This window comes from Actinophytocola sp. (genome assembly GCF_009379765.1).
In the GTDB taxonomy this organism is placed as follows: domain Bacteria; phylum Actinomycetota; class Actinomycetes; order Mycobacteriales; family Pseudonocardiaceae; genus Actinophytocola.
Map to the genome: position 1 here is coordinate 12,913 of NZ_WHTD01000047.1, position 14,013 is coordinate 26,925.

General features: G+C 73.0%; 11 protein-coding genes. 6 read left to right on the top strand and 5 right to left on the bottom strand.

The window, feature by feature from the left end; genetic code table 11:
- The first annotated feature begins 23 nt into the window (after nucleotides 1-23).
- The 3 genes from GEV28_RS16355 to GEV28_RS16365 are packed head-to-tail and all read left to right on the top strand — an operon-like array spanning nucleotide 24 to nucleotide 2,040.
- The gene (locus GEV28_RS16355) at nucleotides 24-773 is read left to right on the top strand and encodes an SDR family oxidoreductase (protein ID WP_291412932.1); all 750 of its coding nucleotides are present in this window, start codon (nucleotides 24-26) and stop codon (nucleotides 771-773) included.
- A 26-nt stretch (nucleotides 774-799) separates the two neighbouring features.
- Nucleotides 800-1,180 carry a SchA/CurD-like domain-containing protein gene (locus GEV28_RS16360; RefSeq protein ID WP_291412933.1) on the top strand — a complete coding sequence of 127 codons (381 nt, stop codon included), beginning with the start codon at nucleotides 800-802 and terminating at the stop codon, nucleotides 1,178-1,180.
- Nucleotides 1,180-2,040, top strand: coding sequence for an LLM class flavin-dependent oxidoreductase (locus GEV28_RS16365; protein WP_291412934.1), 861 nt, complete (start codon nucleotides 1,180-1,182; stop codon nucleotides 2,038-2,040). The genes GEV28_RS16360 and GEV28_RS16365 overlap by 1 nt, the downstream gene beginning before the upstream one ends.
- Nucleotides 2,041-2,516: 476 nt before the next feature.
- Here GEV28_RS16365 and GEV28_RS16370 read toward each other — a convergent pair whose 3' ends face one another.
- Both GEV28_RS16370 and GEV28_RS16375 read right to left on the bottom strand, forming a co-directional pair.
- A complete protein-coding gene (locus GEV28_RS16370; protein WP_291412935.1) occupies nucleotides 2,517-3,443 on the bottom strand; it encodes an SEC-C metal-binding domain-containing protein in 927 nt (308 codons plus the stop codon).
- A gap of 50 nt (nucleotides 3,444-3,493) precedes the next feature.
- Entirely contained in the window at nucleotides 3,494-4,297 is an 804-nt protein-coding gene (locus tag GEV28_RS16375; RefSeq protein WP_291412936.1) for a helix-turn-helix domain-containing protein, read from the bottom strand.
- 129 nt (nucleotides 4,298-4,426) lie between these two features.
- Here GEV28_RS16375 and GEV28_RS16380 point away from each other — a divergent pair, with 129 nt between their 5' ends.
- Both GEV28_RS16380 and GEV28_RS16385 read left to right on the top strand, forming a co-directional pair.
- Entirely contained in the window at nucleotides 4,427-4,837 is a 411-nt protein-coding gene (locus GEV28_RS16380; RefSeq protein ID WP_291412937.1) for a hypothetical protein, read from the top strand.
- Nucleotides 4,834-5,799 carry an LLM class flavin-dependent oxidoreductase gene (locus tag GEV28_RS16385; RefSeq protein WP_291412938.1) on the top strand — a complete coding sequence of 322 codons (966 nt, stop codon included), beginning with the start codon at nucleotides 4,834-4,836 and terminating at the stop codon, nucleotides 5,797-5,799. Before GEV28_RS16380 ends, GEV28_RS16385 begins: the two co-directional genes overlap by 4 nt.
- 28 nt (nucleotides 5,800-5,827) lie before the next feature.
- On the opposite strand, the gene GEV28_RS16390 is transcribed toward GEV28_RS16385, so the two are convergent.
- The gene (locus tag GEV28_RS16390) at nucleotides 5,828-7,498 is read right to left on the bottom strand and encodes a (2,3-dihydroxybenzoyl)adenylate synthase (RefSeq protein ID WP_291412939.1); all 1,671 of its coding nucleotides are present in this window, start codon (nucleotides 7,496-7,498) and stop codon (nucleotides 5,828-5,830) included.
- Nucleotides 7,499-7,508: 10 nt separating this feature from the next.
- Nucleotides 7,509-12,755: a type I polyketide synthase gene (locus tag GEV28_RS16395; RefSeq protein ID WP_291412940.1), complete on the bottom strand. Its 5,247-nt coding sequence runs from the start codon at nucleotides 12,753-12,755 to the stop codon at nucleotides 7,509-7,511.
- A 159-nt stretch (nucleotides 12,756-12,914) separates the two neighbouring features.
- Here GEV28_RS16395 and GEV28_RS16400 point away from each other — a divergent pair, with 159 nt between their 5' ends.
- Complete coding sequence (locus GEV28_RS16400; protein ID WP_291412941.1) at nucleotides 12,915-13,322, top strand: nuclear transport factor 2 family protein; 408 nt, start codon at nucleotides 12,915-12,917, stop codon at nucleotides 13,320-13,322.
- Here GEV28_RS16400 and GEV28_RS16405 read toward each other — a convergent pair.
- Nucleotides 13,316-13,951 (bottom strand): NAD(P)-dependent oxidoreductase, encoded by a 636-nt coding sequence (locus GEV28_RS16405; RefSeq protein WP_291412942.1) that lies wholly within the window; start codon nucleotides 13,949-13,951, stop codon nucleotides 13,316-13,318. The two genes, GEV28_RS16400 and GEV28_RS16405, sit on opposite strands and share 7 nt — an antisense overlap.
- Between the last annotated feature and the right edge of the window lie 62 nt (nucleotides 13,952-14,013).

Here is a 14,013-nt window from a genome sequence, read left to right on the forward strand (position 1 = left end):
CACCGAGCCTGCGAGGGGATGTCGTGAACGAGCAGCGGGTGCTCGTCGTCGGCGGGTACGGCGGGCTGGGCGCGGTGATCTGCGACCAGTTCGCCTCCGCGGGCGCGTCGGTGGCGGTCGCCGGCCGGTCGCTGGACAAGGCGACCGAGCTGGCCGAGAAGCTCACCGCCGACGGCGGCACCGCGCTGCCGCTGGCCCTGGACGTCACCGACCCGGCGTCGATCGACGCCGCGGTGGCCGAGGTGGACGCGGCCTGGGGCGGCATCGACGTGCTGGTGAACTCGGCCAGCAAGCTGGTCACCGTGCCGGCCGAGCACTTCGACGCCGCGCAGTGGGCGGACGTGGTCAACGCCAACCTGGTCGGGGCGTTCCTGCTGTCCCAGTCGGTGGGCCGGCACATGCTGGCGCGCGGCAGCGGGCGGATCATCCACCTGTCGTCGGTGCGCGGGGATGCCGGCGGCCGCATGGGTTTCTCGGCGTACGGCGCGAGCAAGGCCGGCGTCAACCTGCTGGTGAAGCAGCTCGCGACGGAGTGGGGCGCACGGGGGGTGACCGTGAACGCGGTCGCGCCGGGCTTCATGCGCACGGACTTCGTCGAGGCGGCGCAGCAGAACCAGCAGTTCGTCGCGCGGCTGCGGCAGCGCATCCCGATCGGCCGGTTCGCCGAGCCGGAGGAGGTGGCGAGCGCCGTGCTGTACCTGGCGACGCCGCTGGCCCGGTTCGTCAACGGCCAGGTCATCTACGTCGACGGCGGCGTGACCGCCAGCCACTAGTTGTTCCGCAGTTTACGGAGGTAAGGATGTCCACCTGGCACGCGCTGTTCTACCCGATCAAGGCGGGTAGCGAGGAGACGGTCAAGGAGTTGTTCCGCAACAGCGGGCGCCCCAGTTTCGAGGTCACCGACGGCGACGGCAAGGTCGTCGGCAAGCTGCTGGCCACCATGGCGTTCGTGGGCAAGGAGTCCGCGATCCGGGTGATCCACGTCGATGGCCCGCTGCCACTGGTCGCCGCGCACATGAGCCGCCAGCCCGAGGTCCGGGAGTTCGAGAAGCAGCTGGAGGAGCACCTGAGCGTGGCCAGGGACATGGTCACCCCGGAGGGCGCCCGCGCCTTCTTCCAGCTGGCCGGCATGGAGAACGTGCTCAACCGGCAGGCGCCGGGTCACGAAGCGGCCGCCTGATGGACATCGGGGTCGGCCTGCCGAGTGTGATCCGCGGGGTGGCGGGCGAGACCGTGCTGGAGTGGGCCCGCTCGGCCGACCAGGCGGGGTTCTCCAGCCTCGCCACCTTGGACCGGCTGGTGTACGACAACTACGACAGCCTCACCACGCTGGCCGCCGCGGCAGCGGTGACCGAGCGGGCCCGGCTGCTGACGTCGATCCTGATCTCGCCGCTGCAGGCGAACACCGCGCTGTTCGCCAAGCAGGCCGCGACGATCGACCGGCTGTCCGGTGGCCGGCTGGTCCTCGGCGTCGCCGCGGGCTCGCGTCCCGACGACTTCCGCGCGAGCGGGATCGAGATGGGCGGGCGGGGCAACCGGATCGAGGCCCAGGTCGCCGAGGCCAGGGCCATCTGGTCCGGCGAGCGGCGCGGGTTCGCCGGCGGCATCGGCCCGTCACTTCCCGCGGCGCCGCCGATCCTGATGGGTGGTCACTCACCGGCGGCGATCAACCGGGCGGCCCGGCTGGCCGACGGGTGGATCTCCGGCGGTGGCGGCGTCGAGATGTTCAGGCACGGCGTCGCGGCGTTCCGGGCCGCGTGGCAGGCCGCCGGCCGTTCCGGTGAGCCGAAGATCGTGTCGCTGACGTACTACGCGTTGGGCTCGCGGGCCGACGAGCTCGCGGACCGGTACCTCAGCGACTACTACGGCTTCGCGCCGCCGTACGCGCAGCTGGTGCTGCGCAACGCGGCGGTGGGCGAGGCCAAGCTGCGGTCCACCGTGGACGCGTTGGCGGAGATCGGCTGCTCCGAGGTCGTCCTCGCGCCGTGCGGTGCCGACCTGGAGCAACTGAAGGAGCTGCGCACGGTCGTCGGCAAGTAAACGCCACCAAGCCCCACAACGCCCCGTGTCGACCCGTGACGTCGCCGTGTCGACCCGAGGCGTCGCCGTGTCGACCCGAGGCGTCGCCGTGTCGACCCGAGGCGTCGCCGTGTCGACCCGAGGCGTCGCCGTGTCGACCCGAGGCGTCGCCGAACCGACCCCTCGCGTCGCCGAGCCAGCCTGGTCGTGCCGGCGTGGCGCCACCACCTGGCGCCAACGCCACCCGACGACACAGCCACGCCACAAGGCGACACAGCTACGCCACAGGTCGACACAGCCACGCCGCAAGGCGACACAGCCACGCCGCAAGGCGACACAGCTACGCCACCCGACGACACGGCTACGCCACGGGTCGGCACGGCTACGTCGTGGGTGACGCGGCTATGGCTGGCACTGGGGCGGGGCGGGCGGCTGCGGTCGTCACGCGGGAGGGCTGTCCTCGCGATGGCCGGCACGAGGGACATCGCCGCCGCGGGTCACTCGCGTGGGGGAGCCTGGGCCGAGTCGGGACGGCCGCAGCACTTCTTGTACTTCGCCGCCGAGCCGCACCAGCACGGCTCGTTGCGGGCAGGTGGCCAGTCGATCAGGCCGCCCTCGTCGACGATCTCGTCCAGGCAGGCGCGGCGGGTGATGTCGGACAGCGGATCGCCACCGGTGCGAGCCGCGAAGTCCGCGAGCTTCGCGGTGGTCAGGGGCACCATGGTGATCCGGGCGACCCCGGCGACGGACATGTCCTGGTTGGCGACCTCGTGCTCGCGGAGGACCGCATCTGCGTCGGCACTCTCGACGAGCTCCGGCCAGCGTGCGTGCGCGGGCGCGACCTCGGCCCGCGGCCAGAACAGCACCCGCACCTCAGCCGGCGGCTCGCCCTCGGCGATGCGGGCGTCCAGGTCGCCGAAGCCGTCGAAGTCGGAGTCGAGCGCGAGCACCGACTCGTCCAGCTCGTCCACCGGCAGACCGAGCTCCTGGCGGGCGTTCAGCCGGCCGGCGAGGATCGCGGCGGCCGGGGAGAACACCTCGGACTCGGTCGCCATGTCGGCGATGTCGTCCTCGGTGAGCTGGCCGGCGGCCAGCTCGAACCAGGTCAGCGCCTGCTCGAAGTCGCCGCGCTCGGCCATGAGCTCGCCGGCGAGGTAGTACGGTGCCGGATCCGGTAGCGGGTCGGCACGCAACGCGTCGAGCTGGGTGGCGGCCTCGGCGCCGCGGTCGAGATCGAACAGCACCTCCGCCAGCGCCACCCTGGCGTGGCCGCCGTCCTCGCCGCCGAGCGCCGCGGCCTCGGTGAGCAGCTCGACGGCACGGTCGTGCTCGCCGGCAAGGTGCCAGGCGTCGGCGGCCTCGATGAGGATCTCGCCGCGATCCTCGGGATGTTCGACGAGCTCGGCCTCCAGGTCTCGAGCCAAACGCGTATGGTCTGCGGATCCGTTTCCCATGCCGGCAGAGTATCCACGGGTCAGCCGGACGGTGCCTCGGCGAGTTGGTTGAGCAGGGCGGCGGTCGCCTCGTCGACGGGCAGGAACGCCTCCAGGCGCAACTCGGCGACCGTGACGTCGACAGCGGTGCCGAAGTGGCTGAGGGTGGTCAGCAGATGCAGCTCGCCCACAGGTGTGCGCAGCCGCAGCGGGACGGCGAATCCGAGATGATCCGGCCCAGGGTGCCGTGGTCGTTCCGGCACGAGTTGTGTCAGGTCGTCGATCAGCGTGTCCAGCCGGACGTCCGGGTTGCGCGCGGCCTGCCTGTGCAGTCCCTCGATCACGTGCCAGGCCCATTCGTCGAGGTTGACGATTCGCGGCGCCATGCCCTTCGGGTGCAGCAGCAGGCGCGGGATGTTGGTCGGCGGTGCCAGCAGGTGGGCGGCCACGCCGTGGGTGATCACGCGGAAGGCGTCATTGGCGGAGACGAGATCGCCGTGCCGGTCGACGATGATCGCCGGATACGGCTGGTGTCCGTGGAGCACCCGCTCCAGCGCGGTGCGAATCGGGTTCAGCTGGTGATCGTCCCAGCGGGTCTCCTGGTAGGCGGGTGCGTAGCCGGCGGACAGCAGCAGGACGTTTCGTTCGCGGTGCGGGACTTCCAGCGACTCCGCCAGGCGGATGACCATGTCCCTGCCCGGCGCCGAACGCCCGCTCTCGATGAAGCTGAGGTGTCGTTGGGTGGTCCCGGCGCGCAGGGCGAGCTCGATCTGGCTGACTCCTCGGCGTCGACGCCACGCGCGCAGGTCGTCGGCAAAGCCGCTGCGCGTCCGCTCACTTGCCACGACGCCCTGTGTAGCGCATCGACGAGCACTCGGCTATTCCCTCGGGGGAGTTGCCGAGCCGCCCGCCGGCGGGCACCTTCGAGACCGGCGCGGGTAGCTGCGAACCCCGCGCGGAACCGAGGAGGAACGTTGCGCAACCCCACCGAGTTGGCCGATCGCTACGTGGCGGTCTGGAACGAGCCGGACCCGGACGCGCGCCGCGCGGCGGTCGGCGAGCTGTGGGCCGAGGACGGTGCGCACCTCCTTCAGCCGCCTGAGCAGGTGGTGGAGACGGCGGCCGGCCTGGGGCTCGACCCCGTCTTCGAGGCCCGCGGGCATGACGCGCTGGAGGTACGGGTCAGGCTCGCGTACGAGGAGTTCGTGGCGCCCGGAGAGTTCACCTTCCGGCGTCGCAAGGACGTCGCGCGCGTGCACGACGTGGTCAAGCTCTCCTGGGAGATGGTGTCCACGAGCGACGGTGCGGTGGCGGGCGGCGGCACGGACGTCCTCGTCCTCGACGCCACCGGTCGGATTCGCGCGGACTACCAGTTCATCGGATGAGGGCACGACTGACGGAGTCCAGACCCACGTTCGGCTATCTGCTGCCCACCTTCGAGGCGGCCGACGAGCCGGGCCGGCAACTCACGTCGTTGGTGGAGCTGGGGGTTCGCGCGGAGGAGGTGGGCTTCGACGCCGTCTGGGTGCCCGACAGCCCACTCGTCTACGGTCTGCCCGACCCGGTGGTCGTCCTGGCCGCCTTGGCGGCGGCGACCCGACGAGTCACCTTGGCGACCGGCATGTTGCTCGGGGCGCTGCGGCAGCCCGTACTTCTGGCGCACAGTCTGGCCACTGTGGACCGGTTGGCGACCGGGCGGCTGGTCGTCGGCCTCGGTTCGGGTTTCAGCGCACCGGAGACCGAACGACAGTTCGCCGCGGTCGGCGTGCCGTTCCGCGGCCGGGTCGGGCGACTGACCGAGACGATCACCGTGCTCCGTTCCCTGTGGTCGTCGCCAGGAAAGCCCGTCAGCCACGCCGGCCGGCACATCACGTTCGACGGCGTCACCCTCTCCCCGACGCCGCACACCCCGAACGGTCCACCGATCTGGCTCGCCGGCGCGGGCGAGGTCGCCGAGCGGCGGGTCGGTCGGCTGGCCGACGGCTGGCTGCCCTACCCGCCGACGGCGACGAACTACGCGGAGGGTTGGGCCCGCGTGCAAACCGCTGCCGAGGCCGCCGGCCGCGCGAGCCCACCGACACCGGGTCTCTACGTCACCGTGGCACTCGACCCGTCGGCCGACGCGGCTCGTCACCGGCTGCGAACGACCATCGAGCGGTGGTACGGCCGACCCTTCGACGCCGTGTCCGCGCGACAGGCCACCTTCGGGGGCACTCCGGCCGATCTGCGCGACTGGCTCGCGCCGTATCTGCGAGCCGGGGTGCGGCATGTGGTCCTCCGCGCTGCCGACGAGCGGCCACGGCGCGCACTCGAGACCGTGGCCGCCGCACTCCCGCTCCTCACCTGACGCCGGCCCATCGAGTGGTCACGAGGGGTCAGGCGGCCTGGGTCGAACCAGCGTCGCGGGTGAGGATCGTGGCGCGGAGGGCCTTCTTGTCCACCTTGCCCACCGGGGTCAACGGGAAGTCGGCCACGATCTCCAGGCGTTCCGGGTGCTTGAACTTCGCCACGCCCTGGTCCGCGAACAGGGCGCGGACCTCGGACAGGGTGAGCTTCTGTCCATTGTGGAGCACCACGCACACGCACACCAGCTCGCCGTACACCGGGTCGGGCAGGGCGATCGCGGTCGAGCGGCGGACCGCGGGCAGCGCGTCCACCACCGCCTCGACCTCCGGGGCGGAGATCTTCTCGCCGCCCCGGTTGATCAGGTCCTTCACCCGGCCCTCGACCACCAGGTTGCCGCTCTCGTCCCACCGCACGAGGTCGCCGCTGCGGTACCAGCCGTCGGGGGTGAACGCCCTGGCGTTGTGCTCGGGCGCGCGGAAGTAGCCGCGCGGGGTGTACGGGCCTCGGGTCAGCAGCTCGCCGGTGCCGCCAGGAGGCACCGGGTCGCCGGCCTCGTCGACCAGCAGGATCTCGTCCGCCGGGGAGATCGGGCGACCCTGGGTCCGGGTGATCGCGTCGGCCGGGTCGTCCGGCCTCGTGTAGTTCAGCAGCCCCTCGGCCATCCCGTACACCTGCTGCAACGTCGCGCCCAGCGACGGGCCGATCCGAGCGGCGAACGCGGGATCCAGCACCGAGCCGCCGACCTGCACCAGCCGCAGGGAGGACAGGTCGTGGTCACCGGACAGCGCGGCCTCGACCCAGCGTTGCGCGATCGCCGGCACCAGCGACGTCACCGTGGCCCGCTCCCGCTCGATCAGCGGGAACGCCACCTCCGGCTTCGGCGAGCGCAGCATCACCACCCGGCCGCCGTGGGTCAGCGTGGCGAGGATGCCCGGCGAGCCGAGCGGGAAGTTGTGTCCCATCGGCAACGTCACGAGGTACACCGTGTCCTGGCCGAACCCGCACACCTCGCCGCTCTGCCGCGCGTTGTACTCGTAGTCGTCGTGTGTCCTGGCGATGATCTTCGGCGTGCCCGTGGTGCCACCGGAGAGGAGGAACAACGCCACCTCGCCGGGATCCGGCGCGCCCGCGTCGAGCCGGGCGCGCAGCCGGGCCGGGTCCTGCCACCGCTCCAGCAGCGACCGGAGGTCCACAGTGGACCCTGTAGTGGGTTCCGTGGCCTCGCCGAGCACGATCACCGAGCGCACCGACGGCAGCGAGTCGGCGAGGTCAGCGGCCATCCGCTGGTGGTCGAACCGCTGCCACCGGTCGGGCACGACGATCGCCTTGACCTCCGCCAGCTCCGCGAGGCAGCGCAGCTCGTGCTCCCGGTGCGCCAGCAGCGCGAGCACCGGCGCCACCCCGATCCGCTGGCAGGCCAGGAAGAGGGCGAGGAACTCCCAGCCGTTCGGCAGCTGTACGAGGATGTTGTCCCCGTTGTGCAGCCCCAGGTCGAGCAGGTGGTCGGCCAGCGCGTCGGCGTACTCGGCCAGCTCCCGGTAGGTGACCACCACGTCGCCGTCCACCACCGCCACCCGGTTGCCGTCCCGGTCGGCCCACGTCCACATCCAGTGGCCGAGCGGCTTGCCCCGCCAGTAGCCCTGCCGCACGTACCGGTCGGCCAGCTCCGCCGGCCAGGGCGTCACACCGTCCCGCTTCATGTTCCTCCCGTCACGCCGCGACCGCGGGCGGCAGCGGCGTCTCCGGCTCGTCGTCACCGGTGCCGGCGCCCCGGTCGGGCGCGAGCAACTCGGCGAGGAAGTCGCTGATGGCCTGGACCGTCGGCCGGTTCCACAGCAGCGTGGCCGGCAGGCTCACCCGGAACCGCCGCTCCAGCCGGTTGCGGATGATCTGCGTCATCACCGAGTCGAGGCCCATCTCGATGAGCGGGCGGCGCACGTCCAGCTCGTCGACCGCGAGCTTGATCTCGCTCGCCACCTCGCCGGAGACCTCCGCGATCAGGTACTCGCGCAGCTCGCCGTCGCGCAGGTCCGCCCACGGCGCCCCGCCCGCGGCGGGAGCCGCGGGCTCCTCGCTGGTCAGCTCACCCAGCAGCGCGGGCCGCCTCATCCCGGGCAGCAACGGGATGGTCCGCAGCACCGCGACGTGCGCGACGTCGTGCCGGGCGGCGTACTCCCAGGACCGGAACGCCTCCGCCGCGGTGATGTCCGCGGTGCCGCGGGCCGACAGCTCCGCGTCGATCGCCGCCGACGAGGTCGACATCCCGAGCCCGCGCCAGGACGTCCAGCCGAGGCTGATCGTGTCGGTCCGCCCGCCGGCCCGCCGGTGCGTGGCCAGCGCGTCGAGCACCGCGTTGCCGGCCGCATAGCTGGTCTGCCCGGGCAGGCCCAGCAGCAGGCCCGCGGAGGAGAACAGCGCGAGGAAGTCCAGGCTCCCCGGCGGGAACAGCTCGTGCAGCACGAGCGCACCCGCCACCTTGGGCCGCATGACCGTCTCGAGCGACGCCGCGTCGACGTCGACCGCCATCTTGTTGTCCAGCACGCCCGCCGCGTGCACGACACCGCGGATCGGCGGCAGGCCGAGCTCGTTCGCGGACAGCACCCTGGCGGCCTCCGCCCGGTCGGCGATGTCCAGCGCGACCGTGCGGACCGTGACGCCCGCGGCCTCGAGTGCCTTGACCGCCTCGATCCGCTCCACGAGAGCGGGGTCGGTGACCGTGTCCCACGTGGGCCGCGGCGGCAGGCCCCGGCGCCCGGCGAGCACGAGCCTGCGCGCTCCCCGACCGGCCAGCCAGTGCGCCACCTCCAGGCCCAGGACGCCCAGGCCACCGGTGACCAGGTAGGTGCCGTCCGGCCGGCAGGACACCGACGGCCGGTGCGGGGTGCCGTCGACCGGGACCAGCCGCGCGACCTCGATGGCGGCCTGGCGCAAGGTGATCACGTCGTCCTTGGGCCGCGTGGCGAGCACCCGGCGCAGCATGCCGACCGAGCCGAGCGGGTCGGCCGCGTCGAGGTCGACGATGCCACCCCACAGCTCGGGGTACTCGCCGGCCAGCACCCGGCCGACGCCCCAGAGCGCACCGTCGCCCACCCCGGTGAGCCGGCGCGCCTCCCGGACGCCGCGGGTGAGGCACCACACCGCGGGCTGACGCTCCCAGGTGGACAGCAGCCGCACGGTCCTGGTCAGCAGCCAGGTCGCGGCGAGCGACCTCGGCCACGTCTCCTCGGCCCGCTCGGGGACGACGAGGACCGCGGTCGACGCCGTGATCCGCGCACTGTCCAGCTCGGACGGTTCGGCCACCGCGTGGCACGGCACACCCGCCTCCGCGAAGGACTCGCCGAGCTCCGCGGCCAGCCCACGGTCGCCGACGAACACCACCTGGTCCGGCTCGCGGGTCCGCTTCGGCAGCTCCAGCTCCCGCCAGGTGACCTCGTGCACCAGCCGCCGCGGACTCGCCGGGGCGCCGATGTCGCCGTCCAGCACGCCGTAGCGCAGCCCGCCGAGCGTGGCGACCACGGTGCCGTCCGGCGAGGCGATGCGCACGTCGACCGTGTCGGCCGAGCCGCGCTGCACCCGCACGCTGATCACCGCCTCGGCGGGCGGCCGGCCCCCGACGCTCACCTGCCGGATGTGCGCCGGCATGCGCAGCGTGGCCGGGCCGGCGAACACCACGGAGGCCGCGGACAGCGCGGCGTCCACGATGGACGCCCAGGTCTTCGGCAGGTTGCCGGTGGGGTCGGCCACCACGCGGACGAACAGCTCGCCGGCGCCGCGCCGGATCCGGTTGATGCGCCACGGGAAGCCCATGGCCGCGACGCCGATCGAGGCGAGCCGGTCGACCACGTACTCGGGGTCGAGCCGCTCGGTGCACCGGCTGCGCAGCTCCTCGAGGTTCAGCGTGAGGTCGCCGCCGAGGTCGGCCACCGCCGGCACCACCGCGGTCGTGTGGGTGAGCCACCCGGAGTCCTGCTCGGAAGCCTCGTCCGGCAGCCGAGAGCTCAGCCGCAGGGTGCCGTCCATCTGGACGACCTGCAGCTCCCGCGCGGCTGCCACGGACACCGGCACGCGCAGCGACACGTCGGTGAGCACGTGCCCGCCGGACGCGGCGAAGAACGTGTTGAGCAGCACCGCGGCCGGGATGATCTCGGTGCCCTGCACCGGGTGGTCGCCCGGGTAGGGCCGGCTCGAGTGGTCGAGCCGGGTCTGCCACAACCGCACCGACGAGGTGCCGTTGACGGTCAGCGGCGAGCCGAGCAGCGTGTGGCTCTCCTCGTCGTGCAGTCGCGTGTGGACACTGGACGGCGCGGGCACCTCGACCCGGTAGTCCCGGTGCTGCCACGCGGTCACCGGCAACGGGACGAGCCGCCCGCCGGGGAACGCCGCGGACCAGTCCACCGGCACGCCGGTGCAGTGCAAGGTGCCGAGGTTGTCCAGCAGCGTGGTCTGCTCCGGCCGGTTGCGGCGCAGCGTGTGCGCGACCACCGCGCCGTCGATCCCTTCCGCGGCAAGGACCTCGTTGATCGAGTACGCCACCACCGGGTGCGGCGAGACCTCGACGAACGCCCGGTACCCGTCGGCCAGCGCGGCACTCACCGCGCCGGCGAAGCGGACCGGGTTGCGTAGGTTCCCCGCCCAGTAGGCGCCGTCGCGGGGCGCGGCACCGCGCGGGTCCTCCAGGGACGTCGAGTAGACCGGCAGCGTGGGCCCGTTCGTCGTCAGGTCGTGCGCGGCCGCGGCCAGCTCGTCCACCAGCGGGTCCATGTGGTGGCTGTGGAACGCGACGTCGGAGTTGACCCGCTGCACCAGCAGCTCCGGGTCGGCGTCCCACTGCTTCACCACCACGTCGAGCACGGCCGCGTCGCCGGCGACCACCGTCGAACCGGGGGCCGCGGAGATCGCCGCGCACACACCCTCGTGCCCGGCCAGGCGCCGCCGCGCCTCCTCGAACGGCAGGTTCACCATCGCCATGCCGCCGTCGCCCGCGACCCGGCGCAGCAGCATCGAGCGGCGGCAGCTCAGCCTGGCGCCGTCGGCGATGTCGAGCACGCCGGCCACGACCGCGGCGGCGATCTCGCCGACCGAGTGACCGATCACCGCGGCCGGCCGGATGCCCCGCTCGTACCAGACCTCGGCGAGCGCGACCTGCATGGCGAAGATCATCATCTGGATGCGGTCGGTGTCCCGCAGGTCGCCGTCGAGCAGTGCCTTCCGCGGCGAGACACCGGCCTCCTCCTGGAAGATCGGCTCCAGCTCGTCGAGCACCCGGCCGAACGCCGGCTCGGTGGCGAGCAGCTCGCGGCCCATGCCGATCCACTGCGAGCCGTGCCCGGAGAACACCCACACCGCGCCCTTCGCCGCGCCGTCCAGCGGCCGGCCCGCGGTGATCCCGTCACCCGGCTCGTCGACCTCCACCTGGCGCAGCCGGGCGATCAGCTCGGCCTGCCCGGTGGCGACGATCCCGGTGCGGTGCGCGAGGTGGCCGCGCCGGCGGGTCAGCGTGTAGGCGACGTCGGCCAGCTCCGCGTCCGCGGCGCGCAGCCCGTCGCCGGAGAGCCAGTCGGCCAGGCGGGCCGCGTACTCGCGGACGGCCTCCGGCGAGTTGCCGGACAGCGGGTACACCCGCTGCGCGGTGCCCTTGTCCAGCGCGGTGATCGGCTGCTCGGGGCGGGGAGCCTGCTCCAGCACGAGGTGCGCGATCGTGCCGCCGTAGCCGTAGCCGGACACGCCCGCGCGGCGCGGGCCTGCGGTGCTGGGCCACGGGGTGAGGTCGGTGACCACCCGCAGACCCGACTCGTGCCACGGGATGTCCGGGTTGGGCGTGTCGAAGTTGAGGCTCGGCGGGATGGCCGCGTGCTCGATGGCGAGCACGGCCTTGATCACGCCGGCGATGCCGGACGCTGCCTCGAGGTGGCCGATGTTGGACTTGACCGAGCCGATGAGGCAGGGCCGGTCGGCGGGGCGGCCGGAACCGTAGACCGCGGCGATGGCGGCCGCCTCGATCGGGTCGCCGGCCCGGGTGCCGGTGCCGTGTGCCTCCACGTAGTCCACCGACTCGGGCGCGACGCCGGCCCGCTCGCAGGCCAGCCGCAGCATCTGGGTCTGCGCCTCGCCGCTGGGCGCCATGATCCCGTTGGTCCTGCCGTCCTGGTTGACCGCGCTGCCGCGGATCACCGCGAGCACCCGGTCGCCGTCGCGGCGGGCGTCGGTCAGGCGCTTGAGCACGACCATGCCGCAGCCCTCGCCGCGGCCGTAGCCGTTGGCGGAGGCGTCGAAGGACTTGGAGCGGCCGTCGGGGGCGAGCGCGCCCGCGGTGTCCATCACCATCGTGAGGCCGGGCGCCACCATCAGCATCACGCCGCCCGCGATGGCGACCGGAGTCTCGCCGAGGCGCAGGCTCTGGCAGGCGAGGTGCAGCGCCACCAGCGAGGACGAGCACGCGGTGTCGACGACCATGCTGGGACCGTGCAGGTCGAGCACGTAGGAGACCCGGTTGGCCACCGCGCACATCGAGGAGCCGATGCCGGTCCACGCCTCGATGCGGGGCAGGTCCTCCAGGAGCTTGCGACCGTGGTCGTCGGTGTTGACGCCGATGAACACGCCCGCGTCGGAGCCCGCGAGATCACCGGGCACGATCCCCGCGTGCTCCAACGCCTCCCAGCTCACCTCGAGGGCCATGCGCTGCTGCGGGTCCATCAGCGTCGCCTCGCGGGGGGACACCCCGAAGAACGCGGCGTCGAAGGCGTCCACATTGGACACGAAGCCGCCGAGCCTGGTGAGCTTGCGGACCGCGGCGGCGTTCTCCGGCCCGGCCTCGTAGTGCTCCCACCGCCGCGGCGGCACCTCGCCGATCGCGTCGAAGGAGTCCACCAGGGAGTTCCAGAACGCCTCGGGTGAGTCGACGTCGCCGGGCAGCCGGCAGCCCATCCCCACGATCGCGATCGGCTCCGGTGCGTCCACGGGTCCTCCTCGGCAAGAGTCGACGAACAGGGCCAGTCTGCGGTGGGTGATGTCCCGGGAGCATCGGTCGGCGATCCCCTGCCGGCTGGGATCAACGCCCGCTCGCGGTCGGGTCGAGCACGCTGCCGCCGGCCCGTTTCCCCTGGTTGAATGGCTGTCATGACCGAGCAGGATGTCCTGGCGGTACTCGAGAGGTTCGCCGCCGCGGAACGCAAGGCAGACACCGACGCCCTCGACGGGCTGCTCGCCGCGGACTTCCTCGGCGTCGGCCCACTCGGGTTCGTGCTCACCAAGGACCAGTGGCTCGACCGCTACCGCAGCGGCGCGCTGGTGCCGGCCGCGTTCGAGCTGCGGGACGTCGGCGTCCGGCGGTACGGCGCGACCGCGGTCGCGCTGGCCGCCCAGAAGCAGGAGGGCAGCTACCACGGCCACCCGGCGAACGGCGAGTTCCGCGCCGTGATCGTGCTGACCCGCCAGGACAGTGATCCGGGCGCCGGCTGGGTGATCGTGAGCTGCCAGCTGTCCGGCCCGCTCGGCCCGCCTCCTGGCGCGCGGCAAGCTCAGTAAGCGATCTCGACCGTCCGCCGGAAGGTCGACGCGTCCGCGGCGTGGGTGAGGAGATAGTGCGCCACGTCCGCGCGGGAGATCGACCAGCAGCCGCGCAGCTTCTCACCCGATGCGGACCGGTACACGCCGGTGACCGCGCCCTTCGTCAGCCGGGCCGCGCGCACCAACGTCCAGTCCACATCGGACGCGCGCACCCGCTCCTCCATCAGCGCCATGTCCGCGTACGGCTTGGCGAGGATCCGGTGCAGCAGGAACCTCGCGATGAACCACTCGGCGACCCGCCGCGGCGCCGGGATCTCCAGCGACGACGTCGACACCACCACGAGCCGGCGGACGCCCTCGGTGCGCATCGCGTCGACGATGTTGGCGGTGCCCTGCGAGTAGACCGTGGTGGCGTGCCGGTGCATGCCGATGCCCAGCGCCGAGATCACCACCTCCGCGCCCTCGACGGCACGACCCACCGCCGCCGGGTCCAGGACGTCCCCGGCCACCACGTTGATCCGCGCCGCCGGCCCGCCCAGCGCCTCTGGTCGGCGGGCCAGCACGGTCACCTTGTCGCCGACATCGAGCGCCTGCTCGACCACGCTGCGCCCGGTGCCACCGGTCGCGCCGAACACGGCCAGCCGCATGGCTTTCTCCTGTGAGTCGGTCGCCCGTGACGCCACCCCGGTCGGGGCGGCGTCACGGGGAT